This is a genomic window from Frankia torreyi (assembly GCF_000948395.1).
Taxonomy (GTDB): Bacteria; Actinomycetota; Actinomycetes; order Frankiales; family Frankiaceae; genus Frankia; species Frankia torreyi.
This window is the reverse complement of record NZ_JYFN01000014.1, coordinates 1-26428: the sequence shown is the minus strand read 5'-3', so window position 1 is coordinate 26428 and position 26428 is coordinate 1. Positions and strand designations below refer to the sequence as shown.

Annotated in this window: 24 protein-coding genes and 3 pseudogenes; 14 read left to right on the top strand and 13 right to left on the bottom strand. The window is 71.7% G+C overall.

Going from position 1 to position 26428, the window contains the following annotated elements:
• Positions 1-83 precede the first annotated feature (83 nt).
• Positions 84-857, top strand: coding sequence for an acetoacetate decarboxylase family protein (locus tag FF36_RS11020; protein ID WP_044884937.1), 774 nt, complete (start codon positions 84-86; stop codon positions 855-857).
• A gap of 147 nt (positions 858-1004) precedes the next feature.
• On the opposite strand, the gene FF36_RS11015 is transcribed toward FF36_RS11020, so the two are convergent.
• Complete coding sequence (locus FF36_RS11015; RefSeq protein ID WP_044884936.1) at positions 1005-2177, bottom strand: amidohydrolase family protein; 1173 nt, start codon at positions 2175-2177, stop codon at positions 1005-1007.
• Positions 2178-2589: 412 nt separating this feature from the next.
• Between FF36_RS11015 and FF36_RS11010 the strand changes: the two genes are divergently transcribed.
• From FF36_RS11010 to FF36_RS10985, 7 genes and pseudogenes are all read left to right on the top strand, one after another.
• Positions 2590-3819: an ABC transporter substrate-binding protein gene (locus FF36_RS11010; RefSeq protein ID WP_242418676.1), complete on the top strand. Its 1230-nt coding sequence runs from the start codon at positions 2590-2592 to the stop codon at positions 3817-3819.
• A gap of 184 nt (positions 3820-4003) precedes the next feature.
• Positions 4004-5173 carry an acyl-CoA dehydrogenase family protein gene (locus FF36_RS11005; protein ID WP_044884934.1) on the top strand — a complete coding sequence of 390 codons (1170 nt, stop codon included), beginning with the start codon at positions 4004-4006 and terminating at the stop codon, positions 5171-5173.
• Positions 5174-5193: 20 nt separating this feature from the next.
• Positions 5194-6465 (top strand): acyl-CoA dehydrogenase family protein, encoded by a 1272-nt coding sequence (locus FF36_RS11000; protein ID WP_044884933.1) that lies wholly within the window; start codon positions 5194-5196, stop codon positions 6463-6465.
• A gap of 91 nt (positions 6466-6556) precedes the next feature.
• Positions 6557-6659 (top strand): annotated as a pseudogene (locus tag FF36_RS39930) (hypothetical protein); the annotation flags it as partial.
• Position 6660: 1 nt separating this feature from the next.
• Positions 6661-7699 (top strand): ABC transporter substrate-binding protein (locus FF36_RS10995; protein WP_242422429.1); only part of this gene is annotated, 1039 nt, incomplete at its 5' end.
• A gap of 95 nt (positions 7700-7794) precedes the next feature.
• Positions 7795-8595 (top strand): enoyl-CoA hydratase/isomerase family protein, encoded by an 801-nt coding sequence (locus FF36_RS10990; RefSeq protein ID WP_044884931.1) that lies wholly within the window; start codon positions 7795-7797, stop codon positions 8593-8595.
• Between the two features lie 48 nt (positions 8596-8643).
• On the top strand, positions 8644-9510 hold the full coding sequence (locus FF36_RS10985; RefSeq protein WP_044884930.1) for an SDR family NAD(P)-dependent oxidoreductase: 867 nt from the start codon (positions 8644-8646) through the stop codon (positions 9508-9510).
• 11 nt (positions 9511-9521) lie between these two features.
• Here FF36_RS10985 and FF36_RS10980 read toward each other — a convergent pair whose 3' ends face one another.
• The 4 genes from FF36_RS10980 to FF36_RS10965 all read right to left on the bottom strand — a co-directional run bounded on the left by FF36_RS10980 (position 9522) and on the right by FF36_RS10965 (position 12340).
• Positions 9522-10118, bottom strand: a complete 597-nt coding sequence (locus FF36_RS10980; protein WP_199865370.1) for an IS630 family transposase — start codon at positions 10116-10118, stop codon at positions 9522-9524.
• Positions 10046-10654, bottom strand: coding sequence for a helix-turn-helix domain-containing protein (locus tag FF36_RS10975; RefSeq protein ID WP_044884929.1), 609 nt, complete (start codon positions 10652-10654; stop codon positions 10046-10048). Before FF36_RS10975 ends, FF36_RS10980 begins: the two co-directional genes overlap by 73 nt.
• 183 nt (positions 10655-10837) lie before the next feature.
• Positions 10838-11197: a putative quinol monooxygenase gene (locus tag FF36_RS10970; protein ID WP_044884928.1), complete on the bottom strand. Its 360-nt coding sequence runs from the start codon at positions 11195-11197 to the stop codon at positions 10838-10840.
• A 69-nt stretch (positions 11198-11266) separates the two neighbouring features.
• Positions 11267-12340 (bottom strand): alkene reductase, encoded by a 1074-nt coding sequence (locus tag FF36_RS10965; RefSeq protein WP_044884927.1) that lies wholly within the window; start codon positions 12338-12340, stop codon positions 11267-11269.
• Between the two features lie 120 nt (positions 12341-12460).
• Between FF36_RS10965 and FF36_RS10960 the strand changes: the two genes are divergently transcribed.
• Entirely contained in the window at positions 12461-12832 is a 372-nt protein-coding gene (locus tag FF36_RS10960) for a MerR family transcriptional regulator (RefSeq protein ID WP_044884926.1), read from the top strand.
• Between the two features lie 13 nt (positions 12833-12845).
• On the opposite strand, the gene FF36_RS41440 is transcribed toward FF36_RS10960, so the two are convergent.
• The 3 genes from FF36_RS41440 to FF36_RS10945 all read right to left on the bottom strand — a co-directional run bounded on the left by FF36_RS41440 (position 12846) and on the right by FF36_RS10945 (position 15945).
• A complete protein-coding gene (locus FF36_RS41440; protein ID WP_255354382.1) occupies positions 12846-12968 on the bottom strand; it encodes a hypothetical protein in 123 nt (40 codons plus the stop codon).
• A gap of 642 nt (positions 12969-13610) precedes the next feature.
• Positions 13611-14261: a cysteine hydrolase family protein gene (locus tag FF36_RS10950; protein WP_044884924.1), complete on the bottom strand. Its 651-nt coding sequence runs from the start codon at positions 14259-14261 to the stop codon at positions 13611-13613.
• Between the two features lie 22 nt (positions 14262-14283).
• Positions 14284-15945, bottom strand: a complete 1662-nt coding sequence (locus tag FF36_RS10945; protein ID WP_044884923.1) for an AMP-binding protein — start codon at positions 15943-15945, stop codon at positions 14284-14286.
• Positions 15946-16055: 110 nt separating this feature from the next.
• Between FF36_RS10945 and FF36_RS10940 the strand changes: the two genes are divergently transcribed.
• A complete protein-coding gene (locus FF36_RS10940) occupies positions 16056-17201 on the top strand; it encodes an acyl-CoA dehydrogenase family protein (RefSeq protein WP_044885014.1) in 1146 nt (381 codons plus the stop codon).
• Between the two features lie 87 nt (positions 17202-17288).
• On the opposite strand, the pseudogene FF36_RS10935 reads toward FF36_RS10940, so the two are convergent.
• The 3 genes and pseudogenes from FF36_RS10935 to FF36_RS10930 form a co-directional block, all read right to left on the bottom strand.
• Positions 17289-18303, bottom strand: a pseudogene (locus FF36_RS10935) (acyl-CoA dehydrogenase family protein); the annotation flags it as partial.
• Between the two features lies 1 nt (position 18304).
• Positions 18305-18614: pseudogene (locus FF36_RS37680) on the bottom strand (acyl-CoA dehydrogenase family protein); the annotation flags it as partial.
• Positions 18615-18662: 48 nt separating this feature from the next.
• On the bottom strand, positions 18663-19772 hold the full coding sequence (locus FF36_RS10930) for an acyl-CoA dehydrogenase family protein (RefSeq protein WP_242418670.1): 1110 nt from the start codon (positions 19770-19772) through the stop codon (positions 18663-18665).
• 189 nt (positions 19773-19961) lie between these two features.
• On the opposite strand from FF36_RS10930, the gene FF36_RS10925 reads away from it, so the two are divergent.
• The 3 genes from FF36_RS10925 (at position 19962) to FF36_RS10915 (ending at position 22564) form a co-directional block, all read left to right on the top strand.
• Positions 19962-20969 (top strand): LLM class F420-dependent oxidoreductase, encoded by a 1008-nt coding sequence (locus FF36_RS10925; protein WP_044885012.1) that lies wholly within the window; start codon positions 19962-19964, stop codon positions 20967-20969.
• Positions 20970-21179: 210 nt separating this feature from the next.
• Positions 21180-21926: a CoA transferase subunit A gene (locus FF36_RS10920; RefSeq protein ID WP_044885011.1), complete on the top strand. Its 747-nt coding sequence runs from the start codon at positions 21180-21182 to the stop codon at positions 21924-21926.
• The gene (locus FF36_RS10915) at positions 21923-22564 is read left to right on the top strand and encodes a CoA transferase subunit B (protein WP_044884921.1); all 642 of its coding nucleotides are present in this window, start codon (positions 21923-21925) and stop codon (positions 22562-22564) included. Before FF36_RS10920 ends, FF36_RS10915 begins: the two co-directional genes overlap by 4 nt.
• A gap of 56 nt (positions 22565-22620) precedes the next feature.
• On the opposite strand, the gene FF36_RS10910 is transcribed toward FF36_RS10915, so the two are convergent.
• Together FF36_RS10910 and FF36_RS10900 are read right to left on the bottom strand one after the other, a co-directional pair.
• Positions 22621-23850 (bottom strand): YncE family protein, encoded by a 1230-nt coding sequence (locus FF36_RS10910; RefSeq protein ID WP_242422427.1) that lies wholly within the window; start codon positions 23848-23850, stop codon positions 22621-22623.
• Between the two features lie 352 nt (positions 23851-24202).
• The gene (locus FF36_RS10900) at positions 24203-24979 is read right to left on the bottom strand and encodes an SACE_7040 family transcriptional regulator (protein WP_095212134.1); all 777 of its coding nucleotides are present in this window, start codon (positions 24977-24979) and stop codon (positions 24203-24205) included.
• Between the two features lie 135 nt (positions 24980-25114).
• On the opposite strand from FF36_RS10900, the gene FF36_RS10895 reads away from it, so the two are divergent.
• On the top strand, positions 25115-26428 hold a 1314-nt coding region (locus tag FF36_RS10895), incomplete at its 3' end, for a carboxyl transferase domain-containing protein (RefSeq protein WP_044884919.1).

The window sequence follows — 26428 nt, the reverse complement described above, 5'->3', positions numbered from 1 at the left end:
TCCGGAGACTCACCGGCAGTCCGGAGACTCACCGGCAGTCCGGATTCCCCGGCAGTCTGGATTCCCGGAGTTAGGAGAACAGCGTGCCCACGCAGATCGGTGACCGGCTCCGGTTCGGGCCGACGATCCTGCCCCCCGTGACCGAGGTCGAACGGCAGTCGACGGTGGTGGTCTCCTTCGTCACCACGCCGGCGGCGGCCGCCCACCTCCTGCCGCCCTGCTTCGAGCCGGCCGAACGCCCGGTGCTCAGCGTCACCTACCAGCAGCTCGACAACGTCGACTACATGCGGGGGCGGGGCTACAACCTCGTCAACGTGGCGGTGACGGCGGTGCTGGAGACCGCCGGCGGCCCACTGACCCGGTCGTGCCCGGTGGTCATCTGGGAGAACAACACGATGCCGATCATCGCGGGGCGGGAGCTGCACGGCAACCCGAAGATCTATGGCGACGTCTCCGGCCTCACCCGCGACGGTGACACGGCCGCGTGGGACTGCCGCGAGTACGGCTCGCTGCTGCTGCGCGGCGAGATCGGCGAGCTGCGCCCGCTGCCGGCCGACCGGCTCGCCCGGGTCAACCGGGCGTCGGTGGACTCGGAGATCTTCGGCTGGAAGTCGATCCCCGGCCGCGATGCCCCGGACGCCGACTACCCGACGCTCATCCACGGCTCGACGTCGTTCGAGCAGGGCTGGAGCGGGGTGGGGCGGGTCGAGTTCGCCACGCCCACCGACGACCAGGCCCCCTACTCCGCGGTGGTGCTGCGGGCGCTGGCCGCGGTCCCACAGGTGGAACCGCGCCCGGCCTTCGTCGGCGTCGGCTCCGCGAAGCTGTTCCGCAACCGGACCGAGCGGCTGGCCTGACCAGAGCGGCTGGCCTGACCAGAGCGGCTGGCCTGACCAGAGCGGCTGGCCTGAGCGGCCGGCTGGCCGCCCTCGACGCACCGCGGCCCCCGTCTCCCACTCCGGGTCTTCCAGGAGGGGAGACGGGGGCCGTCGGCGTGCGGGCCGTCAGGAACGCGGGAAGCGGTACAGGGTGCGCGCGTTGTCCTCGACGATCTTCGCGACCTCGTCGTCGGGGATGTCCTTCATGAGGTCGGCGGCGATCTTACGGCTGTTGGGCCAGGTCGAGTCGGAGTGCGGGTAGTCGATCTCGAGCATGATCCGGTCGATGCCGATCTCGTGCCGGTTGCGCAGGCCGCTCTTGTCCTCGATGAAGCAGCCCCAGAAGTGCTTGCGGAACAGGTCGGACGGCCGGGTGTCGAAGTCGATGTCCTTCTGGTACCAGCGGTGCTTCTCCCAGGTCTGGTCGGTGCGCTCCAGGATGTAGGGCAGCCAGCCGATGCCGCCCTCGGACAGCGCGAACTGCAGCTTGGGGTGGCGCTGCAGGACACCGGAGAACAGCAGGTCGATGGTGGTCCACATCAGGTTGGTGGCGAACGAGGCGATCGCGACGGCGAACGGCGCGTCCGGCGCGGTCAACCCGCCGGGGACGGGCTTGGCCGCCGCGAAGGAGAACCCGGGCACGAAGGAACCGGACCCGAAGTGCAGCGAGACCGAGACGTCGGTCGCCTCGCAGACGTCCCACAGCGGTTCCCAGTGGTTGCTGTGGAAGGAGGGCAGGCCCAGCGGGACGGGGCTGTCCGGGAAGGACACCGTGCGCGCGCCCTTGGCCGCCGTCCGCTCGACCTCGGCGACGCAGGCCGCGACGTCCCACACCGGCAGCAGCGCGAGCGGGATGTAGCGGTCGGGGGCGGCGGCGCACCACTCGTCGACCATGAAGTCGTTCCAGGCCTGAATGCAGGCGAGCGCCAGCTCCTTGTCCTGCGCCCGGTGGAACACCCCGCCGGCGAAGCCGGGGAACGACGGGAAGCACAGGGCGGCATGGACGCCGTCGACGTCCATGTCCTTCAGCCGCGCCACCGGGTCGTAGCAGCCGGGGATCATCTCCTCGAAGCGCATGGGGTCCACCCCCCAGTCCCGCGGCTCGCGCCCGGCGACGGCGTTGAGGCCGATCGTGGGGAACACGACGCCGTCGTAGACCCAGACGTGCTTGCCGCCCTGTTCCTCGATCCGCGGTGTGCGACCGTCGAACTTCGAGGGGAGTCGATCAAGCCAGACCCGGGGGTGTTCCACGAGGTGGTCGTCGACGGACACGATCTGGTGACTGTCCCGCAGCGGCATGGCTTCTCCTCCTATACGGCTGTAACCGACGTTACATCAGTTCGTGCACTCGGTGTCAGATTTCCGGCGTCGGGCCGCTGACCTGCGGGTTTGGTGCGGACGCCCCGCAGCCGCCGCGCTCCTCCGCCGCGCCCCGTGACTGGGTCGTCGCCCCACGATCAAGTATCGCCTTGTGGCCGGATCGTTGCGGCCTGCGCCGGTGGGGGTCGAGTTCGACGGCAGGCGGGGCCGGCGCGCCCATCTCCCTCTTGCTGATTTACCTCAGTCGTATCCTTAAGCTATATTCCGCTGGCGCGCCGGACCTGTGTGCTGCCCGGTGCGCGGGACCATCCGCGCAGCACGCACAGGTGGGGAGGACGTTCGGATGCGACCGCGCACTCGATGGCGACAGCGGGGCGTTTGTGCGCTCGGGATGTCGGCGGCACTGATGGTCAGCGCGGCAGCGTGCGGCTCGAGCGGCGGTTCGAGCGGCGGGTCCAGCCCGGGCTCGACCGACTCGGCCGCCGCGCAGTCGTTGGGGCCGTCGAAGCCCGCCACCGGCGACGAGTTAAAAATCGGCTTCATCACCGACGGCTCGGGCACGACGCTGGACAACTCGACCGAGGTGGCCGCGGCGCAGGCCGCGACCTCCTACGTCAACGACTACCAGGGCGGGGTCGCCGGCCACCGGCTGTCGCTGACGGTCTGCAACACCAAGCAGACGCCCGCGGGCGCCACCGACTGCGCCAACCAGATGACCGCCGCCAAGGTCCCGGTCGTGCTGATGAACAACTCCGGCAACGTCACCCCGGTCTTCAAGGTGCTCAGCGCGGCCAAGGTCCCGCTGGTGCTCGACATCAACGGTGACGAGTCCACGCTGGGCGCCAAGTCCGGCGCCTACATCCTGGTCAGCCCGCTGACCGCGGCGCTGGCCGGGCCCGCCCAGGTCGCGAAGGACGCCGGGGCGAAGAAGGCTGCGATCTTCGTGCTCGACGTACCGGGCGCGACCGGCCCGGTGAACTCGCTGGACAAGATCTTCTACGCCAAGGCGAACGTCGGCCTGACGATCCAGCCGATCCCGCCGGGCACCGCGGACGCGACGCCGCAGGTGCAGACCGTGCTCGCCGGCAAGCCGGAGCAGGTGAACCTCGTCGGCGACCCGACGTTCTGCACCGGCGTGCTCAAGGCGCTCAAGACGCTGGGCTACTCGGGCAGCATCGTCCTGCAGTCGCAGTGCGTCAGTCCGGGGGCGGCCGCCGGCATCCCCGGCGGCTACGACGGGATGAAGGTCGTCAGCGGTCAGACGACGAACGTCGCCGACCCGGAGTACAAGCTGTACCTGGCGGCGATGAAGAAGTACCAGCCCGACACCGACCCGACCGCCAAGAGCCTCACCGCCGGCGGCTGGGTGGTCACGCTCGGCTTCAGTCGGGCGATGGCCGGGCTGACCGCGCCGGTCACCTCCGCCGGGGTCGAGAAGGCGCTCGCGACGATGCCGAAGACCAAACTGCCCCTCGGTGGCACCGCGACGTTCCAGTGCGACGGCAAGCAGGTCTCCATCACCCCCGCGGTCTGCTCCACCGGCGGGCTCGTGCAGACCCTCGACGAGAAGGGCAAGCCGACGTCGGAGCAGCCGCTCGACGTCTCCAGCGTCCTGCCGTAGCGGGCCGGCTGACCCGCGTCGAGCGCAAGACGCCGAGGCCGGTCGGGGTGTGACGATGAGCCCCGACCGGCGCGGCAGGTGGCCGAGGGAACGCGGGGCGACCGGGGAACCGAGGGTCCAGCAACAGACTGCGGGGCGGCCGGGGGACGGCGGGGCGATCGAGGGACTGGAGGGATCGAGGGACATGGATTTCGCGTTCACCGAGGACGATCGCGCGTTCGGCCGGCGGTTCGCCGAGCTGCTCGACGAGAAGCTGCCCGCGGACTGGCAGGGCTTCTTCGCCGAGGACCGCGAGGCGCTGGCCTTCACCCGGGAGTTCTGCCGCGACCTCGGCCGCGCGGGCCTGCTCACGGTGAGCTGGCCGCAGGAGTACGGCGGCCAGGAGGCCGGGCTCTGGAAGCAGACGCTGCTGCGCGAGCTGATGACCGCCAGCGGCGAGCCACGCGGACCGCAGTACATGAACCTCAACTACATCGGCCCGCTGATCATGAAGTTCGGCACCGCGGAGCAGAAGGCCCGCTTCCTGCCGCCGATGGCCCGCGGGGAGGTCATCTGGACCCAGGGGTTCTCCGAGCCGGACGCCGGCTCCGACCTCGCCGCGCTGCGCACCCGCGCCGTCGACCATGGCGACCACTTCGTCGTCACCGGGCAGAAGATCTGGTCCAGCTACGCCGACTCGCCGGCGGACTGGAACCTGCTGCTCGTGCGCACGAATCCGGACGCCGGCCGGCGCCGGGGGATGTCGGTCCTGCTCGTCGACATGACCTCGCCGGGGATCACGGTGCGCCCCATCGAGAGCATGGGCGGCTGGCACGAGATCAACGAGGTCTTCTACGACGAGGTCCGAGTGCCGCGCGACTGCCTGCTCGGCCCGCTCGACGAGGGCTGGGGGGTGATCGGCTCGGGGCTGACGCTCGAACGCATCGGCATCCCCCGCTACGCCCGCGCCCAGCGCGTCGTCGAGCGGCTGTGCGACCACGTCCGCGAGACCGGCCGCGCCGCCGAACCCGACGTCCGCCAGAAGCTCGCGGACCTGCGGGTGCGCTGCGAGGCGGCAAAGCTGCTCGCCTACCGGGCGATCTCGCTGGTCGCCGCCGGGGCCAACCCGGCCGCCGAGGCCTCGACCGCCCGCATCCACGCCACGCTGCTCGAGCAGGCCGTCGGGCACGTGGGCCTGGAGATCCTCGGCGCGAGCGGGCGGCTCGGTTCCCCCGCCGAACAGCACGCCCCGCTGCACGGGCTGGTCAAGCAGCAGTGGGTGCACAACATCCCGGCGACGATCGGCGCCGGAACCCTGGAGATCCAGAAGAACATCGTCGCCCAGACCGCCCTCGGTCTGCCGCGGTCGCGCTAGTCGCAGAAGGAGGTGGCGGTATGGATCTGACGTTGACCGCCGAGCAGCGCCTGCTCGCGGACACGGTACGGGACCTGGTCGAGCGCGAGTGCCCGCCGGAGGTCGTCCGCGAGATCGAGAAGTCGGAGCGCGGCTACGGCGACGGCCACTGGAAGACGCTGGCCGGCCTTGGCCTGACCGGTCTGCTGCTGCCCGAGGAGCACGGCGGCGCCGGGCAGGGAGTGCTGGACCTGGCGGTGGTCGCCGAGCAGCTCGGCTGGGCCGCGATGCCCACCCCGCTGCTGACCTCGGCCGTGTTCGCTGCCGGCCTCATCGACCTCGCCGGCAGCGCGGCGCAGCGGGCCCGCTGGCTGCCGGCGATCGGCGCCGGCACGGCCATCGCCACCGTGGCCGTGCTGGAGCCGGGCGCCCGCGACGAGTGGGGCGCACCGGACGCCGCCCTGACCCCGCACGGCGCCGGCCACCGGCTGACCGCCACGAAGATCCTCGTTCCGTATGCGCACGTCGCGGACGTCCTCGTCGTCGTCGTGGAGGTCGCCGGCTCCGCTCCAGGCGCCGACGCGCCCACCCCAGAGGCGGATGCGCCCACCCCAGGCGCGGATGCCGCTGCTGGCGCCGGTCCGGGCGGCGGGCGCGGCCTCGTGCTCGTCGACCCGGCCGCACCCGGGGTGACCCTGCGCCGCCAGCACGACGGCGGCGGCGAGCCGGTGTTCGAGGTCGTCCTGCGCGACGTCGAGGTGAGCGCCGCGGACCTGCTCGGCACGCCGGCGGCGGCCGGCCCCGCGCTGGACACGGCGCTGGACCGGATGACCGTGGCGAGCACGGCCTACGCGATCGGCGGGGCGCAGCGCGCCCTGGACCTCAGCGTCGAGCATGCCCGTAGCCGCCGCCAGTTCGGCCAGCCGATCGGCGCGTTCCAGTCGGTGGCGCACCGCTGCGTCGACATGCTCACCGACGTGGAGGCCGCCCGCTACCTGTGCTACCAGGCCGCCTGGAAGCTCGACGCCGTCCGGACGGCCGACGCCGCTGGGGAGCCCGCTGCCGGGGAGGCCGAAGGCGCCGGAGAGCCCGGCACACCGGACGCGGCGGATTTCGAGGTCGCGGCGGCGAAGTCGTTCGCCAACGACGCGATCCGCCGGGTGTTCGTCCACGCCCACCAGGTGCACGGTGCCATCGGCTTCTCCATGGAACACGACCTGCAGCTGCACTCCCGGCGCGGCAAGACCTTCGAGCTGAGCTACGGCGGGTCGACGTGGCACCGGGAACGCGTCGCCCGCGCCCTGCACCTTTGACTGCCGCACCTGTGATCGTCGCGTCCGTGATCGTCCCCGGCCGCCACCGGCTCGGGGCCAGGCAGGCAGAACCATCGAGAGAGGGGTCACCATGTCGTCGATGAAGGTGGGAGTCCTACAGGACTTCCTGATGCCGCCGGCGTCGCAGCAGGTCATGCTCGACGCGCTGCGGCTGGCGTTCGACGAGTCCTATGNCGACGGCGAGATCGACCGCCCCGTCGAGCTGGTGTTGCGGGCCGTCGACGGCCTGCCCCGCGGGACGAGCTTCGACGTGCTCAACGCCTGGAAGGAGCTCGAGGCCGAGGGGGTCCTGGTGATCTTCGGGCCGTGGGCGTCGGACAACGTGCTGGCGATCCGGGGCTACGTCGAGGAGGTCGGCCACATCCCCACCCTGTCGATGAGCGGCACCGACCGCTGGTACGGCGAGTGGTGCTTCTGCATCAACAACGGCTCGTTACCGGAGGAGCCGTACCTGCTGTCGAACTACCTCGGGGTGCGCGGCGTCGAGTCCGTCGCCGTCGTCTACGACAAGTGCGTGCCGGGGGAGGAGTACACCCGGTTCTTCCGCGACGCCTGCGCCTTCGACGGGGTGAAGATCGCCATCGAGGAACCGATCAACATGCTCGACACCGACCTGAGCCCGGCGCTGGCCCGGCTGCAGGCGTCGGGCGCCGACGCGATCGCCTACCTCGGCTGGGGGCTGACCGCGACCCACCTCAACACCGCCCTGGACGGCACCGGCTGGGATCCGGTGAAGGTGATGAGCTCGGGATTCATGGCGGCGCCGTTCCTGCCCGGCGGACTGAAGAGCATCGCCGGCTGGGTCGGCGTCGACCAGTACGACGAGGACAACGTCGTCGGCCAGGACTTCCTCGACCGGTTCGAGGCGCGGTTCGGCTACCGACCGGCGAACTTCTTCTCCGTGCTGTGCTACGACTTCGGCGTCGTCATCGCCCGCGGCCTGTCGAAGGCCACGCCGCTGTCGCCGGACGGCGTGAAGGAGGGCCTGGAGAAGGTGAAGATGGTCCCCGCGGCCACCGGCGGCCCCGGCGGCGTGTTCAGCTTTGGCCCACACGCCCGGCGCGCCTGGTTGACGCCGCACTTCATCGTCCTGCGCGAACCGGACCCCACCGCCCAGGTCGCCGACCTCACCAGCGGACCGGGCAGCATCCTGCGCCACCGCTACACCGCCCGCTCCCGCAGCGAGCGGCTCGGCACAGCGCCCACCCAGTGACGGAGCGCATCTAGTGACGGAGCACCTCAGTGAGGGAGCGCACCCAGTGACGGAGCGCACCCGGTGACCGGGCGGCGAAGCGGGGCGTCGGTCGGATGAGCGAGCACTTCCGGCGCGAGCTCGACGACGGCGTCCTGACGATCACCTTCACCCGCGACGACAAGCTCAACGCCGTTAGCGCCCCGATGCTGGCGGCGCTGCGCGGCGCCGTCGCCGACCTCGGCGACGACGACGCCGTCCGGGTGCTGGTGATCACCGCCGAGGGGCGGCACTTCACCGCCGGCATGGACATCACCACGATCGACACCGGGATGGGCTTCGAGCCCGACGGCAGCGTCAACGGCCGGTCGGTGCGGCGCACCTACCGGGCGCTGCACCTGCTCATGGACGAGATCGAGGCGATCGAGAAGCCGGTGATCCTCGCCGCGCAGGGACCCTGCCGCGGCTTCGGCCTCGAACTCGCCGTGTCGTGCGACTTCCGCTTCGCCGCGCCGCGGACCACCTTCGCCCTGCCGGAGGTGCCCAACCTGGGGGTGCTGCCCGGCTCCGGTGGCATCAGCCGGCTGACCCGGCTCGTCGGCCCGCACTGGGCGCGGTGGATGGCGATGGCCGCCCGCCCGGTCGACGCCGAGCGGGCGCTGACGATCGGCCTCGTCCACGACGTGTTCGCGGACGAGCAGTTCGCGGCGGGCGTGCGGGAGTTCGCCCGCTCGCTGGTCGCGCTGTCCCCGCAGGCCCTCGGCCTGGCCAAGCTCGCCATCGACGCGGCCGCCAGCGTCGATCGCACGACCGCCCGCGACTTCGACCGGGTCGCCAACACCCTGCTGCTGACCTCCCAGGAGCACCTGGCCAAGGTGCGTGCCTTCCAGCAGCGGGCCGCCGCCCCGCGCGAGTAGCCCGCCGCACCCGATCGCCCACCGAACCTGATCGAGGGGAACGAGGAGATGGATCTCGGTTTACGCGGGAAGGTGGCGGTCGTCACCGGCGCATCGAAGGGGATGGGCCGGTGGACGGCGGTGGAGTTCGCCCGCGAGGGCGCGGACGTGGTCGTCGTCGCCCGCGGGGCCGAGGCGCTGGCGAGCGTCGCCGGGCAGATCGAGGCGCTCGGCGTGCGCGCGCTGGCGGTGCCGGCTGATCTCGCGACCGCGGCCGGCACCGAGGAGCTGTTCGACCGGGTGCGCGGCGTCTTCGGCGGCTGCGACATCCTGGTCAACACCCTGGGCAGCGACGAGTACGACTACCTGCCCCTGGCGGAGACCTCCGACGAGCTGTTCCGGGCGCATCTGGAGATTGGGCTGATGGCCGGGGTGCGGACCTGCCGGGCGGCGATCCCGCTGATGCGGGCCCGCGGCGGCGGCGCGATCGTCAACCTGGCCGCCATGTCGATCCGCAAGCAGTACCCGACGATGGTCGCCTACACGGCGGCGAAGGCGGCGCTGGCGAGCGTGTCGAAGAACCTCGCCCGCGCCCTCGGGTCCGACGGCATCCGGGTGAACACCGTCTGCCCCGGGGCGATCCTGACCGAGGGCGTCCGGGAGAAGATCGAGCAGTTCGGGCCGGGCCGGTGGGTCGCGCCCGACGCCCTGGCCGCCTCGGTGGGGGCGCCGAGCACAACGGAGGCACCGACCACCGAGGAGGCCTTCCTCGCGATCTCCCGGGACATGGGCGGCGCCGGCCGCGGCCTGGTACCCGACCTCGGCCGCCCCGGCCGCCCCGAGGAGATCGCCGCCGCGATCGTCTTCCTGTGCAGCGCACGCGCCGGCTACATCACCGGTGCCCTGCTCAACGTCGACGGCGGCTCCGACTTCTAGTGCAACGTTCCTCAAAGGAGGTACACAAAGCGGCGGCGGAGTGTGCGGGTCGGTGGGGCGGGGCGTCCCCAGATCCAGGGCTTGGCGTGGGTGTTGAGTTGGGTGGTGGCCAGGTTGACGGCGTGGGTGATCTCGTCGGGGTCGGCGAAGGTCTGGCCGGCGAACGCGGCCCGGCGTAGGAGTCGCCACCAGCCTTCCTGCAGGTTGAGCCAGCAGGCCTTCTTCGGGATGTACACCTGCTGGATGCGCGGGTGGTGGGCCAGCCATTGGCGGACTTTCCAGCTGGTGTGGGTGGTCAGGTTGTCGGTGACGACCCGGATCGGGCCGCGGGGATTTGCTCGGGCCAGCTGGGTCAGCAGCTCGATCCAGCCGTCGCTGTTGCGCGCCGGGGCGCAGTAGGTGACCTCGGCGCCGTCGTGGATGCGTAGGCCGCCGAAGACCCAGGTCTTCTGCTCGCCGCGGGAGTACTCCAGGGGTGCCTTGATGCGGTGGCCGTCGGGTGACCAGCCCGGTGCCGGCGGGAAGGTGCGGGGGATCACCGGACCGAGTTCGTCGGCGCAGATGACCGTGGTGCCCGCGGGCGGCTGGGTGTAGAGGCCGACGACCACCGCCCTTTTGGGGCGAACTCGGGGTCGGGGCTTTCCACCCAGGAGCGGGTGTGTCGCCAGCGCACCTTCTCGTCCAGCAGGATGCGCCGGACCTGGCTGCGCTGGATCTGGATGCCCCTGGCCCGGGCGGTCTCGGTGAGGGTGTCGAGGGTCCATTGGGGTGGGCCGGTCTCGTCGGCGGCGCTCAACTCGCCGGCGCCGTCGCGGACGGGCCGGCCCGGCGGGGTGGTGCGGGCCAGCTCGATGATCTGGGAGCGTTCGGTCTCGGTGATCCGCCGTGGGCGTCCGGGGATCGGCTGGTCGGCCAGCCCGTCCAGGCCGTCGGTGTTGAACCGGTGCAGCCACAGGCGCACCGTCTTGGGGTGGCAGCCCACCGCGGCGGCGATCTGGGGGACGTGGTTGCCCGACCAGCTGGCCATGATGATCCGGGCACGCAGGATCCAGTCGGCCGGAGCGTGCCGGGCCCCAGCCAGCTGGCAGATCTTCTGCTCCTCGGCCGGATCACCCGGGAGCCGCGCGGACAGGAAAGTCGGCATGACGTGCTCCTCACCAAAACACGGTGATACCCCGACCCACCCGATCTACCCCGGCCTTGAGGAACGTTGCACTAGCCCGGTGTGTCGAGGCCGAGAAGGCGTCCCCGTCCCCAGCGCACCGAGATATTCGGGCTGGGACGTCTGCGGCGGCGTCGACGTAGTTCAGCCCGGATGCTGGTGGTCTCAGGCCCGGGGGTCTCTCTCGTTGAGCGCGTCGAACTTGCGCACCTCATTGCGCATGTGCGGGCTCCACTTGGCGAAGAGCGCCATGACCTCCGGTGTGGCCAGGTGCCGATCGAGCGCCTCCTGGGACGTCCATTGCTCGAGCACCGTGACGGTTCCGGTCGCCGCGTCCTCCACGCAGAACGAGATCAGCACGTTTCCCGGGTTCGCTGCGGCGACCGGGTACGTCGCCTGTGCCTCGGTGATGAACGTCTCGACGTCACCGACCGGGACGAAGACCCGGCCGGCAATGATGATGGCCGTCTGGTCAGACAGTTCCGTGCTTGCGGTGGTGGCGGCCTTGTCCTGGAGCGAATTCATTGTTCCTTCTCGTCCTTCGTGTCTCGATGCAGAGCCGGACCGTTCCGCCCCTGCGTCCGCTTGCTCCGGTCAGGCGGTGTACTGGTACGCCGGGTAGGTGAGATAGCCCGCGTCGCCGCCCTGGTAGTACGTGGCCATGTCGGCGGGTGCGACCGGCAGGCCGGTGCGCAGCCGTTCCACCAGGTCGGGGTTGGCGATGAAGGCACGGCCAAAGCTGATCAGATCCGCGCCCAGGCCGAGCCAGTGGTCGGCGGCGGTCCGGTCGACCTGCTTCGGGCCCATCGGCAACACCGGATTCATGATCAGGCTGCCCGGCCACGCGCGGCGCAGCCCGACCAGCACCTTCTCCTCGGCAGTCGCCTCCAGGTGCACGTAGGCGAGGTCGAAGCGGACGAGTTCGGCGAGCAGAGCCGCGTACAGCTCCGGCACCTCGGTCTCCTCGACGCCCCAGAAGGTGCCGCCGGGCGAGAGCCTGATCGCGGTGCGGGCCGCGCCCACGGCGTCCACCGTGGCGGCGACCGCCTCGACGGCGAAACGGATGCGGTGGGCGATCGGGCCGCCATACGAGTCGGTGCGCAGGTTGGCGTTGGACGACAGGAACTGCGAGATCAGGTAGCCGTTCGCGCCGTGCAGTTCGACGCCGTCGAATCCGGCGTCGATGGCGCGCCGGGCGGCCTCGGCGTACGAGCGGGCCTGCTCGGGCACCTCGGAGGCGTCCAGGACGCGGGGGACCGGCGCGGCCTGCGGCCCGGTCGGGGTGAACACGTCGCCCACGGCGGCGACAGCGGACGGCCCGACCGGCTGGAGACCGGTGGTGTCGGGGTGCGAGACCCGGCCGCCGTGCATGATCTGAGCGAAGATGCGCCCGCCGTTGGCGTGCACGGCGTCGGTGACGGGCCGCCAGGCGGCCACCTGCTCGTCGGTGTACAGGCCCGGGGTGCCCGGGTTGGACTGCCCGACCAGGCTGGGCTGCACCCCCTCGCTGACGATCAACCCGGCGGTGGCCCGCTGGGCGTAGTAGACCGCCATGGACGGGGTCGCGAGGCTCCCCGCCGCGGCCCGGACCCGGGTCATCGGGGCCATCACGACACGGTTGGGTAGCTCCAGACCGCCGAGGCGGTAGCGGTCGAACAGCGTGATCATGCCGGAACTCCTTCATACCTGGTCAAAGGCCTCGGAACGGCGAGCCCGACAGGTACGCTAAAACCTGACATCAATGTGAGAGGCAAGTCGTAGGGGCGGGATCACAGCCGGGAGGGTGAGATGCGGATCGGCGAACTCGCGGCGCTGGCCGGAGTCAGTGTCCGTTCGCTGCGCTACTACGAGGAGCAGGGACTGCTCACCAGCACCCGCAGCGCCGGCGGGCAGCGGCACTACACGCAGGACGATGTCGAGCGGGTCGCCTTCATCCAGCGCCTGTATACGGCCGGGCTGTCCAGCCGCACCGTCACCGAACTGCTGCCGTGCCTCGACTCGCCCAGCGACGAGAATTCCGACGCCGCGATGGAGCGCATGGCCAAGGAGCGCGACCGGCTCTCCACCCACATCGAGGACCTGCTGCGCACCCGCGACGCGCTCGACGTCCTGATGGTCGCGGCCCAAGCCCACCGCGACGCCCGCCAGACCGCCGCATGACGGCGTCCCGGTCCTAGCTTCGGCTTCTCTGGTCGCTGACGACGCTGTCCTGGTCCAGAAGGCGTCGATCATCGCCGGTATGCGGATACTCCTCGACCACGCTGGCCTCGCCGGAACCGTCGGCCGCGCTCGGCATCGCGGCGATCCTCGAAGACCGTGACCGCTTCACCGGCTGACGCGTGGTCACCATCATGTGCGGCAGCAACGTCGACGTGGACGCCTATCACCGCTGGGTCGGTGCGGCTCCCATCTACAGGTCTTGACAATTGCTCGTGCACGCGTCGGTGGGCCCTTTCCCTATATCGGTCACCCGGGCGAACATAAGTTCGACATTGGGGGTTGGCCGATCCCGAGCTCGACGGCGCGGCTCTGGACTGCTCGGCGTTGCTGGTCCGTCTCGCCGCGGTCCGTCTCGGTCTGGTGCGGGAGATGCATGGCCGAGGCAGCGCGCTGCGGGAAGGCGCGACGAGTACCGCCGCCCTGATCGCCGGCACGATCAGCCGAACAGTTCCTGCTTACTTCTGCTGCCACGTTCGACCCCGCGGAACTCGCCCGGCTCGGCCGTCATATACGTGAACGCCTCACCGACATCGATACCCGCCCCGGCGGCGACAACCCCGACCCTGAAGGCAACGGCGCTGGCAACAACGACGGCGCTGGCACCGTCACGATCCCCTGGCCCACCCTGACCGGCCGCGGCGGGCCGGTCGCGTCTACCAGTTGGGGTCATACCCGTTCGTCACCTCGGTCGGGAGCCATCCTCAGGGCGGGTGTTGAGTCAAGGGCGCGAGGGCGTGGCCGGTGCGGCGCCCCGGCGGCGGGCGAGGTCGGCGCGGACCTCGTCGGCGCGGGCGACCGTCGACAGCAGGCGCAGCAGGTTGGCGACGATCCAGGTGTGCGACTCGGCGCTCGCCCCGGCCGCGGCGTCCTCGACGAGGACACTGCGGTAGCCGCGGTCGGTCGCGCCGAGGGCGCCGCCGAGCAGCGCCATGTTCGTCGACACGCCGGTCAGGACGACCGTGTCGACGCGCAGGTTGCGCAGGGTGGAGTCGAGGTCGGTGCCATACCACATCGCCAGGCCCGAGCGGCGCATGCTGACGTAGTCGCCGGGCAGGGGCGCGACCTGGGGCATCGGCTCGGCCTGCGGGGTGCCGGCGAGCACCCGCTGTTCGCGGCGCACCTTCGCCGAGACGGGGTTGGTGTCGCTGAACGCGCCGAAGTCCGGCCGGTGCGCCACGTGGATGTGCACCACCGGCAGCCCGAACGCGCGGAAGTCCGCGGCGAGCGCGGCGATGCGCGGGAGTATGCCGCGGTCGGCGGACTGTTCGGCGAGCCCGGCGAAGATCGCCAGTTCGGGGTCGAGGGTGCCGCGCAGGCACTCGCTGACGACCAGCGCGGCGCGCTCACCGCGGTCGAGTCCGTGGACCATCGCGCAGATCCGTTCGCGTCGCTCAGCGGCCGGCGCGCTGGGAGTCCCGGCCGCCCTGACCGGCGTCGGCGGGAACGGGGGCGGGGGCGCGCAGGCGGGCGCGCAGGTCCGCCTTGCGGACCTTGCCGGCCGCGGTGCGGGGCAGCTCGGTGACGATCTCGAGGCGTTCGGGGGTCTTGTGCTTGGCCACGCCGACGGCGACGAAGTGCTCGACGAGGTCGCCGAGGGAGAGCTCGCGGCCGGGTTCGACGATGACGAACGCGCAGACCCGCTCGCCGTAGAGCGGGTCGGGCATCGCCGTCACCGCCGCCTCGACGATCGCCGGATGGCGCAGCAGGACGCCCTCGACCTCGGTGGAGGAGATGTTCTCCCCGCCGCGGATGATGATGTCCTTCTTCCGGTCGACGATGGTGAGGTGGCCGCCGTCGTCGAGGGTGCCGATGTCGCCGGTGCGAAACCAGCCGCCGTCGAGGAACGCCTCGGCGTTGAGCGCGGCGTCGGTGTAGCCGACGAACAGCTCCGGGCCGAGGGTCACGACCTCGCCGGGGGTGCCGGGCGGCAGGTCCCGGCCGTCGTCGTCGACGATCCGGAGGCGGTTGGCGCCGAAGGCGACGCCGTCGGTGTAGGCGCGCACCTCGACCGGGTCCGACACGGCGGACACCGTCACCGTCGGATGCTCGGTGGAGCCGTAGGAGCGAAACGCCCGCCAGCCGGCCGCCTCGGCGGCCAGGACGAGTTCCGGCGGCACGCCCGCGCCGCCGAGGTGGATCTCGTCGAGCGACGGCATCGGCACGCCGGTGTCGCGGACGTCGGCGAGCAGGCTACTGAGGAAGAACGGGGTGGCCCCGAGCCAGCTCACCCCGCGCTCGCGGATCACCCGCGCGACGCGTTCGGTGTTCCACGAGTCGACGAGGATGCTCGTGCGGCCCGACAGGAACGCCCGGCCGAGCAGCAGGACCCCGCCCATGTGCCCGGCGGGGAACGGCGAGAGGTGCACCGCGTCCGGGGCGCCGGCGTCGGCGTCGGCCAGCGCCCGCATCTCGGCGAGCAGGGTGTTGTGGGTGTGCTGCACGCCCTTGGGGGCGCTGGTGGTGCCCGAGGTGTAGATGACCATGCAGACGTCGTCGGCGTGCAGCGCGGGCGGTGCCGGCGGGTCGGCGTCGAGCGCCTCCAGTGCCGCCAGGGTGACCCCGCCCGGCGCCATCCGCTCGCCGATGGTGATCACGTGTTCCAGGTCGGGGCAGTCGCCGACCGCGGAGAACCGTTCGAGGTAGTCGATGGAGCGCCAGCGGTCGGGCATGACCAGCGCCCGCGCGCCCGACTGCCGCAGGATGTAGCCGACCTCGACCGGCCCGTAGATGTGCACGACGGGCACCATGACCAGCCCCAGCGAGATCGCCGCGTGGTAGACGATCGCGCCCTCCAGCCAGTTGGGGACCTGGCAGGCGATCACGTCGCCGCGTCGCAGCCCGAGTCGGGCGAACGCGCCGGCGAGGCGGGCGCCGCGGCGGTGGATCTCGATCAGCGGGGCCGACGCCGGATGCGTCTCCGAGTCGAAGATCATCATCGACTGGGGGTGCCGCGCGGCGCCGTCTCGTAACGCGTCGACCAGGGTCTGGGTGGTGTGCAGCCCGGCGGCGTACCAGTGGTCGTTCGCCGGCGCGCGGCGCAGGAGACCGGTCATGGCAGCACTGTAGCCGCCATTACCTGCACAAGCTATATCCTTCAGATGATTAGATTCTCTTTACCGTCTGCCCTGTGATGCTGCCAGACGATCCCCGCGGAGGTCACGAGATGCAGCGTTCCGTCTTCACCCCCGACCACGAGGAGTACCGCCGGCTGGCCCGCACCTTCGTCGAGAAGGAGTGCCTGCCGCACAACGACCGGTGGGAGGCCGAGGGCATCGTCGACCGGGCCGCCTGGCTGCGGGCCGGCGAGGTGGGCCTGCTCGGCCCGGCCGTGCCCGAGCAGTACGGCGGCGCGGGCATCGACGACCCCCGCTACGGCGCCGTCGTCGCCGAGGAGTTCGCCACCGCCGGCATCGGCGGCTTCGCCATCCAACTGCACAACGACCTGATCGGTCCGTACCTGCTGGAGCTGACGACCGACGAACAGAAGGCGCGCTGGCTGCCCGGCTACGTCCGCGGCGAGTTGATCACGGCGATCGCGATGACCGAGCCCGTTGCCGGCAGCGACCTGCGGGGCATGCGCACCACGGCGGTGCGCGACGGCGACCACTACGTCATCAACGGGTCCAAGACGTTCATCAGCAACGGCATCCTCGCCGACCTGGTGGTGCTGTGCGCGAAGACGACCCGCGCGGACGGCGACCAGGGGATCAGCCTCATCGTCGTCGAGCGCGACACTCCCGGCTTCGAGCGTGGCCGCCGCCTGGACAAGGTCGGCGCCCGCTCGCAGGACACCGCCGAACTGTTCTTCACCGACGCCCGCGTCCCGGTCGCCAACCTGCTCGGCGAGGAGAACGAGGGCCTGCACTACCTCATGCGCAACCTGGCGAAGGAACGCCTGTCGATCGCGATCTCCTCGGTGCAGAACGTCTTTCGCGCGCTGGAGCTCACGACCGCCTACGTGCGCGAGCGCAAGGCGTTCGGCAAGCCGATCGGCAGCTTCCAGAACACCCGCTTCGTCCTCGCCGACCTGCAGGCCCGCGCGCTGATGGCCCGGTCCTTCGTCGACGCCTGCCTGGCCGCCCTGGTCGCCGGCGAGCTGACCGGGGTCGAGGCGGCGGCGGCGAAGCTGTGCGCCACCGAGCTGGAGGACGCCGCGGTGGATGCCGGGGTGCAGCTGCACGGCGGCTACGGCTGGATGAACGAGTACCCGATCGCCCGGATGTACCGCGACAGCCGGATCAGCCGCATCCTCGGTGGCTCCAACGAGATCATGAAGGAGATCATCGGCCGCTCGCTGCAGCTGGGCTGAGCGGCCGATGACCTGAGCCAGACGGCCAAGTGGTCAGACGGCGGTGGTGAGACGGTGGCCAGACGGCGGTGGTGAGACGGGCGTTGGTCAGTTGTGGCGCAGCTCGTTGAAGGGGCGGTCGAGGTCGTGGGCGGGTTCCCGGGGCAGCCCGAGGACCCGCTCGCTGATCCCGTTGCGCTGCATCTCGTTGGTGCCGCCGGCGATGGCCAGGATCCGGCCGTTGAGGTAGTTCAGCGCCGTCGTCGACGCCTCGGTGTCCTGCGGATGCCAGACGACGCCGGCGGCGGCGGCGATCTCCAGGCCGATCGACGCCCGGACCGGGTTGAGCGTGCCGGCGGCGAGCTTGCTGTACGAGCCCAGGTTCGGGTTGGCCGCCCCCGACTCGGTCAGGGCGGCGACGTAGGCGTCGAGCTGCTCCTTGACGAGGTCGATGACGTGGGCGCGGGCGATGAGCTGGCGGGTCACCGGGTCGCCCTGACGGCCCACCCGGCGGGCCAGGGCGACGAGGTCGGGGGCGAGCTCGCGGGCACCGGAGTGGCGGGGCGTCTCGTCGGGGTCGCCGCCGAGCCGCTCGAAGACCATCATCGTGCGGGCGACCGTCCAGCCGTCCCCGACGGCACCGATCCGGTTGGCGTCGGAGACGACCACGTCGTCGAAGAACTCCTCGCAGAACTCCGAGCTGCCGTTGATCTCCCGGATCGGCCGGATCGTCACGCCGTCGCTGGTCAGCGGCACGCCGAACCAGGTCAGCCCCCGGTGCTTCGGGACGGTCGGGTCGGTCCGGGCCAGGCACAGGCCGTAGTCGGCGTAGTAGGCGCCGCTGGTCCACACCTTCGACCCGTTGAGCACCCAGTCGCCGGTGTCGGTGCGGGTCGCCCGGGTCGACACGCCGGCGAGGTCGGAACCCGCGCCCGGCTCGGAGAACAGCTGCACCCAGATCTCCTCGCCGGAGAGCATCCGCGGGATGTGGGTGCGGCGGAACTCGTCCGTGCCGTGGGCGAGGATCGTCGGCCCGCAGACCCGGGTGGTCGTGAGGCCGGCGATGCCCAGGTCCGCCACGACGTAGCCGCGGCTCTCCTGCGCGAAGATCTCCTCGTGGGCGNGGGTGAGGCCCTGCCCGCCGAACTGCGCGGGCCAGGTGATGCCGGCATAGCCGCCCTCGTAGACGCGGCGCTGCAGGTCCCGTTGCTGGGCGACCCGCTCGGGGGAGAGGTTGGCGGCGTCGCCGCCGCGCAGGCGGGCCGGGGCGTCGTCGTCCCGGCGATCCAGGTTCGCCGCGAGCCAGGCCCGCACCTCGCGCCGGTAGTCCTCGAGGGCGGGCGCCGTCCCCTCGCCCGCTGTCCCCTCGCCCGTTGTCGCCTTGCCCGCCAGCCGCCCGCCGGCTGCCTGCCCATCCGCTGTCTGTCCGCTCATCGCCCTTCCTCCGCTCGCCGGGGTGTGCTCATCGGTCGTCGCCCGCTCTCACAGGCCGTGCAGCCGGCAGATGCGCTCGCGGTGCCAGGCGGGGTCGCCGAACACGACCCGGTCGGTCGCCAGCCGGCGCAGGTAGAGGTGCAGGTCGTGCTCCCACGTGTAGCCGATGCCGCCATGCAGTTGCAGGCAGCCCTGGGAGACGTCGATCGCGGCGTCACCGACGAACGCCTTGGCCGCGCTGGCCAGCTCCGCGGCGTCGGGCGCCTGCTCCTGCACGGCCGTGAGCGCTCCGCCGGCGATGGCACGGCTGCACTCCACCGCGAGGCTGAGGTCGGCGAGCTGGTGTTTCACCGCCTGGAACGAGCCGATCACCCGGCCGAACGCCGCGCGGTTGCGGGCATGCTCCAGCGTCATCGCGAACAGCTCGCCGATCGCGCCCACCATCTCGGCGACCGTCAGCACCGTGGCGACCTGCAGCAGCCGCTCGCCGAGATCGTCGTCGCCGCCGATCTGCCCGACCACCGCGGAGGCGGGCGCGGCGACGTCGCGCAGGACCAGCTCGGCGTACCGGTGGGTCAGGTCGAGCCCGGCCAGCGGCTCGACGGTGAGCCCGGGGGCGTCGGCGGGCAGCCAGAACAGCGCCGGGCGGCCGTCCACCGCGGCGCTGACGAGGAACCAGTCGGCCAGGTGGGCGTCCTGGACGAGGCCCTTGGTGCCGGACAGGACGAAGCCGGTGTCGCCGCGGCGGACCTTGACGCCGGCCGACGCCTCCCAGCCACCCACCGGGTCGCCGAGCGCCCAGGCCGCGAGGGCCTTGCCGCCGGCGAGGTCGTCAAGCAGGGCGCGCTGCTCGCCGGTGCCGCCGAGCGTGAGCGCCAGCGCCGCCACGTTCGACCCGACGACCCCTCCGGGCTGCAGGTAGCGGCCCCGCTGCTCGGCGATGAGGCCGGCGTCGAGGACCGGCCGACCGGATGGGCTGCCGCCGCCGTGCTCCTCGGGCACGAACAGCGCCAGCCAGCCCAGCTCGCCGATCTCGGTGAAGTAGCCGCCGTCGAGCTCCTCCTCCCGCTGCGCCACCCGGCGCACCGTCGAGACGGGGCAGGTCGACCTGATGAAGCGCTCGGCCGTCTCGGCGAACAGTCTCTGATCCGCTGTCACACCCGGAAGCACGGGCGGTCTCCTCTCGATCCTGGGGCGCCGGTGGCATGCCCTCGACCAGCAAACGCCGTTCGTCCAGCACGTGCTGCCCGGTCAGTGACGCAGCCGACCGCTCGTGCGGCTGCCGCGATAGCGACTATTAAGGTAGCTTACTCAAATCATCTATCTGATCCAACTTAAGGAGTGGACGTGAAGGTCGACGTTGGTCTGTGGGCCGATCTTGACGACATCGCCAGCCGATCACGCGAACTCGAGTCCCTGGGCTACGACGCGCTGTACGTCCCGGAGACCGCGCACGACCCGTTCCTGCCCGTGGTCCTGGCGGCGCAGGCGACCGAACGCGTCATGATCCGCACCGGCGTCGCCGTGGCCTTCCCGCGCAGCCCCATGCACCTGGCGATGGTCGCCAACGACCTGCACACCATCAGCGGGGGTCGGTTCGTCCTCGGGCTCGGATCGCAGGTCAAGCCGCACATCGAGAAGCGCTTCAGTGCCGTGTGGTCCGAGCCGGCCAAGCGCATGCGGGAGATCGTTCTCGCCATCCAGGCGATCTGGCGGTGCTGGAACGACGGCGAGCGCCTCGACTTCCAGGGCGAGTTCTACCAGCACACCCTGATGACGCCGTTCTTCAACCCCGGGCCCAACCCGTACGGGACGCCGCGTATCCAGCTCGCCGCCCTCGGGCCGCGCATGACCGAGGTCGCTGGCGAGGTCTCCGACGGGATCCTGCTGCACGGCCTGTCCTCCGAGCGGTTCGTGCGCGAGGTGACCCTGCCGGCGCTGGAGCGGGGCCTGGCGCGGGCCGGGCGCAAGCGCTCGGACGTCGAGCTGACCTTCCCGACCCTCATCGCCACCGGGGACACCGAGGAGGAGCTGGCCGAGTCGGAGAAGAAGCTGCGCCAGCACTTCGCCTTCTACGCCTCCACCCCCGCCTACAGCGCGGTCCTGGAGCTGCACGGCTGGGGCGGCCTGCAGCGCGACCTCTACGAGCTGACCCGCGACGGCCGGTGGCAGGACCTCGGCTCGCTCGTCACCGAGGAGGTGCTGGAGGTCTTCACGGCGCGGGGCACCCCGGAGGACATCCCGAAGCAGATCCGGGCCCGCGTCGGCGACATCGCCGACCGGGTGAGTTTCTACTCGCCCGCCCCCATCACCCCCGAGGTCATCTCCCGCATCCTCGCCGGCCTGAAGGGCTAGCGACGGTCCTGCGTGGCGGCGGGTCACGGCGCGCCGGCCGGAGTACGGGAGCGGCGCGGCGCGGCCCGGTCGCCGTCGCCTGAGCCTGATCGGGCGGTGGGGGCTGGACGGGGATGTTAGTTGTGGCTAACTTCGTCTGGGTTAGCGGACGCTAACGTGCGGGTGGCTCCGGTGTGGTGCCGCCCACTGCTGTGGGAGGCGGGTGCGCGGGTGGACAAGGTGGTCGCGAGTGCGGCCCTGGCGGTGGCCGACATCCCGGACGGGGCGTCGCTGGCGGTCGGGGGGTTCGGGCTGTGCGGCATCCCGAGTGTCCTGATCGACGCCCTGCTGGCGGCCGGGGTCGGCGGGCTGAAGACCGTGAGCAACAACTGCGGGGTCGACGACTGGGGGCTCGGCCTGCTGCTGCGGGCGGGCCGGATCCGGCGCACGACAGGGTCGTACGTGGGGGAGAACAAGGAGTTCGAGCGCCAGTTCCTGGCCGGCGAGCTGGAGGTCGAACTGGTGCCGCAGGGCACGCTCGCCGAGCGGCTGCGGGCGGGCGGGGCGGGCATCCCGGCGTTCTACACCCCGGCCGGGGTGGGCACGCAGGTCGCCGAGGGCGGCGTCCCGTTGCGCCACGACGCCTCCGGTCGCGTGGCGCTCGCGTCCCCGCCCAAGGAGACCCGGGTGTTCGACGGCACCGAGTACGTCCTGGAACGGGGAATCGTCTGCGACTTCGGGTTGGTGCACGCCTGGCGCGGCGACCGGCACGGCAACCTGGTCTACCGGGCGAGTGCGGCGAACTTCAACCCGCTGTGCGCGGCGGCGGGCCGGGTGACCATCGCCGAGGTCGAGGAGCTGGTGGAACCCGGCGAGCTCGACCCGGACCAGGTGCACACCCCGGGGATCCTGGTCCAGCGGGTGGTGCACGCGCCGGATCCGGAGAAGCGGATCGAACGCAGGACGGTGACGGCATGACGTTGACACGGGACGGGCTCGCCGCGCGGGTGGCGCGGGAGCTGGTCGACGGCCAGTACGTCAATCTCGGGATCGGGCTGCCGACCCTGGTGCCGGGTCACCTGCCGGCCGACGTGACGGTGGTGTTGCACAGCGAGAACGGCATCCTGGGAGTCGGCCCCTACCCGGCTCCGGACCGGGTCGACGCGGACCTGGTCAACGCGGGCAAGGAGACGGTGACCGTGCTGCCGGGGGCGTCGTATTTCGACTCGGCGACGTCGTTCGGGATGATCCGTGGCGGCCATGTCGACGTCGCGGTGCTCGGCGCGATGCAGGTCTCCGCGCAGGGTGACCTCGCGAACTGGATGATCCCCGGCCGGATGGTGAAGGGGATGGGCGGCGCGATGGACCTCGTGCACGGCGCGCGGCGGGTCATCGTGATGATGGAGCACGTCGCCCGCGACGGGACCCACAAGCTGGTGCGGGAGTGTTCCCTGCCGCTGACGGGCCGGGCTTGCGTGCACCGGGTCATCACCGACCTCGCGGTCCTCGACGTCGAACCCGGCCACGGCCTCGTGCTGCGCGAGCTCGCCCCGGGCGTCACCGTCGAGGAGGTCCGCGCCGCCACCGGCCCCGACCTCACCGTCCACCTCGACTGACCCGTCTGCCTCGACTGACCCGTCTGCCGCCCGGGCCGGCGGCCTCGGTGGCGACCTCAGCGCATGATTCCGGTGTGGCCGAGGGAGTAGCGCCCGGGCTGGGGCCAGACGGTCAGCCCGTGCGGCTCCCGGCCGACGGGGATCTTCGTCAGCAGTCGGCCCGTGGTGGGATCGGCCCCTGCCGCGGCGCCGGTGTCGAACACGTAGACGACGTTGCTGCGACGTCCCGACAGCCACAGGCGGGTGCCATCGGCGCTGACATTGCCCATGTCCGGGGTTCCGCCGCCGGGAATCGGCCAGTTGGCCACGACGGACCGGGTGGCGAAGGAGATGACCGAGACCGAACCCTGGGTGCCGGAGTGCGGGAACGGGACCATGTCGGAGCTCATGTGGCCGCCCCGGTTGGCGACGTACAGGAAGCGGCCGTCGCGGCTGGGGTACAGGCCGTGGGTCTCCGGCCCGGTCTGGACGAAGCCGATCCGGGTGAAGCTGTCTCCGTCGATGATGTGGACGCCGTCGGCGTTCATGTCGGCGACGTACCAGACCTTCCCGGCCGGTTCGATCTTGATGTCCTGCGGGGCGGCGGTACGCCCGAGATCCAGGTAGCCGAGCACCCGCTCGTGGACGAGGTCGATCTTGACGAGCCGGCCGGCGAACTCGCACGTGGCGATCGCGTAGGTGCCGTCGGGGGCGAAGTCGACGTGGTTGACCCCCTCGCACGCGGTGCCCACATCCAGGCCGTTGCGCAGGGCGAAGGTGTGCGGATCACGGAAGTCGATGCGGTGCAGCGCCTCCGCGATGACCATCGCACTGCGCCCGTCGGGGGTGAAGTACAGATTGTAGGGGTCGGCGACGGGCACCGCCGGGCCCGCGAGCCGGCCCGTCCGCGGATCGATCGGTGACAGACTGTTACCAGCGTTGTTGTTCACCCAGAGTGTCCGCAAGTCCCAGGACGGAACCACGTGCTGCGGCTCGCGGCCGGTGGCGTAGGAGTCCACCACCTTGAGCGTGCGCTGGTCGATGACGCTGACCGTGCCGTCGTGCAGGTTCGGCACGTAGACGAGCGGCGGATCGGTGCGAACGACGTCGCTCAGCATCCCGGCTCGGGCGTGACTGTAGACGTCCACGGCCGCGCCGCCACCCGGGGTGACCGTCGCGGAGGTCGACGGGACGGACGGGAGGTGGGCGGCGTGCGTCGCCGGGGAGGTCGGTGCCGTGGCTCCCGCGCCCCCATTGCCCAGGTTCGCGACGAGATAGACCGCGAGCAGGACCACGACGATGATCACCGCCCCGCCCAGCGGCAACAGACGCCGTACACCGGGAGGTCGCCCTCGCCTGCGATGATGTGAGGAAGCCCGCGCCGACACGCCGACAGACTAGCGAGGCCCCGGGAGGCCGGACCGCCCGGGAGGGTGAGTCCGGTGGAGATGTCGGTTTCCCGCGCTGGGACGGGGATCGGTCGCGACCGGCGCGCTCGGGTCGGCCAGGTCCTCGGCCAGCNCCCGCGCGCCCGCCGAGCCGTGGACGTAGAGGGTGTCGCCGCCCCGCCCACCGGATTTCTGCTCGCACCGTGTGTTCTTCATCCGCGTGCTCGTCGCCTGCTCGCGGGCTTGGGCGCGGACGACGGCGACGCGCACACTAGGCCGTAGCTGCGGCGATCGCCATCGCCTGCAGTGTGGTCGCCCGGACCGCGGGATCGAGGGCGCCGGAGCTGTGCGGGGTCGAGTTGATCAGACCGAAGATCGCGTGGGCGCGGACGCGGGCGGCGGGCGCGGTCAGCTCGGGGCGCAGCCGGCGCAGCACGCCGACCCACAGCTCGACGTAGGCGCGTTGCAGTCGCCGGACCTCGTGCTCGTCCGGCGCCGGCAGGCTGTGCAGGTCACGGTCGTGGATGACGATCAGGTCGGGGTTGCCGACGGCGAACTCGACGTGCCGGCGGACGAGGCGGTCGAGGGCGTCGGACGCGCTCGGGTCCGCGCTCAGCACGGTCTGGGCACCCTGGAGCAGATGCTGGCTGATGCCCACGAGCAGCTCCGTGAGCATCGCGTCCTTGCTGGCGAAGTGCCGGTAGATGCCGGGCCCGCGGATGCCGACCGCGGCGCCGATCTGCTCGATGCCGACCCCGCGAAACCCCCGCTCGGCGAACAGCCGGGCCGCCGCCTGCAGCAGGTCGTCCCGGCGCCCGGTGCGAGGCCGCCTGACCGGCGAAGCCGCGACCGGGGCTGCGCCAGGGGGGGCCGCGCCGGTGGGGTCGGGCTCGGCCGCGGCCGGCGCGGGCGCGGGATCCTTCACCGCCGTGTGGGCGGGCGCTGCGGCGGCGTCCGAGGCGGCGTCCGAGGCGGCGTCCGAGGCGGCGTCGGAGAAGGTGGGGGCCAGACCCGCCGGGGGCGTCACCCGGGTGGCACGCGACGGCACGATGTGGTCCTCCTCCGGGCAGAGGCTACCAAGCGCGGCCCACCGGCCGGTGGCCGGAAGTGCGCGGGCGGTGGCGGACGTCCCGGCAGGCCGGACGGTCGACGGGAGTGTTAGCGCGCGCTAACATCTGGACCCATGTTAGCGACTGTTAACGTCGGCGACGGCCCCGCCGCCGCACGCGCACGGGCCGCGGCGGCGGAGGACCTGACCGGGCCGCCGCTGCGCAGCGCCGTCGACGCCGCCTCGCCCGCGGCGCGCGGGTACGCCGAGACCCACGCCGCGCTCGTCGCCGAGCTGCGCGAGCGGCTCGCCGCGGCGGCCCTGGGCGGCCCGGAGCCCGTGCGGCGCCGGCACGTCGAGCGCGGCAAGCTGCTGGCGCGCGAGCGCATCGAGGTGCTGCTCGACCCGGGCAGCCCCTTCCTGGAACTGTCCCCGCTGGCCGCCGACGGGATGTACGACGGCGACGCGCCGGGTGCGGGCATCGTCACGGGCATCGGCCGGATCGCGGGGCGGGAATGCGTCGTCGTCGCGAACGACGCCACCGTGAAGGGCGGGACGTACTACCCGCTGACGGTGAAGAAGCACCTGCGGGCGCAGGAGGTGGCGCTGCATAATCGGCTGCCCTGCGTCTACCTCGTCGACTCCGGTGGGGCGTTCCTGCCGATGCAGGACGATGTGTTTCCGGACCGGGAGCATTTCGGCCGGATCTTCTACAACCAGGCCACGATGTCCAAGGCCGGCATCGCCCAGATCGCGGCGGTGCTCGGCTCGTCGACGGCGGGCGGCGCCTACGTCCCGGCGATGAGCGACGAGACGGTCATCGTCCGCAACCAGGGGACGATCTTCCTGGGTGGCCCGCCGCTGGTCAAGGCCGCCACCGGGGAGGTCGTCGCGGCCGAGGACCTCGGCGGTGGGTTGCTGCACGCGAAGACCTCCGGGGTCGTCGACCACCTGGCCGACGACGACGCCGACGCCCTGCAGACCGTGCGCCGGATCGTCGCGAGCCTGGCCCCGCGGGCGGCGCGGCCCTGGCCGGTCGCGGCGGTGGAGGAGCCCGCGGTCGACCCGGCCGGCCTGTACGCGGCGGTGCCGACGGATTCGCGGACGCCGTATGACGTGCGGGAGGTGATCGCGCGGGTGGTGGACGGGAGTCGGTTCGCGGAGTTCAAGCGGGAGTACGGGTCGACGTTGGTGACCGGGACGGCGCGGTTGCATGGTCATCCGGTGGGGATCGTGGCGAACAACGGGGTGTTGTTCGGCGAGTCGGCGCTCAAGGGGGCGCATTTCATCGAGTTGTGTGATCAGCGGGGGATTCCGTTGGTGTTCCTGCAGAACATCTCGGGGTTCATGGTGGGGCGGGAGTACGAGGCGGGTGGTATTGCGAAGCACGGGGCGAAGATGGTGACGGCGGTGGCGTGTGCGCGGGTGCCGAAGTTCACGGTGGTGATC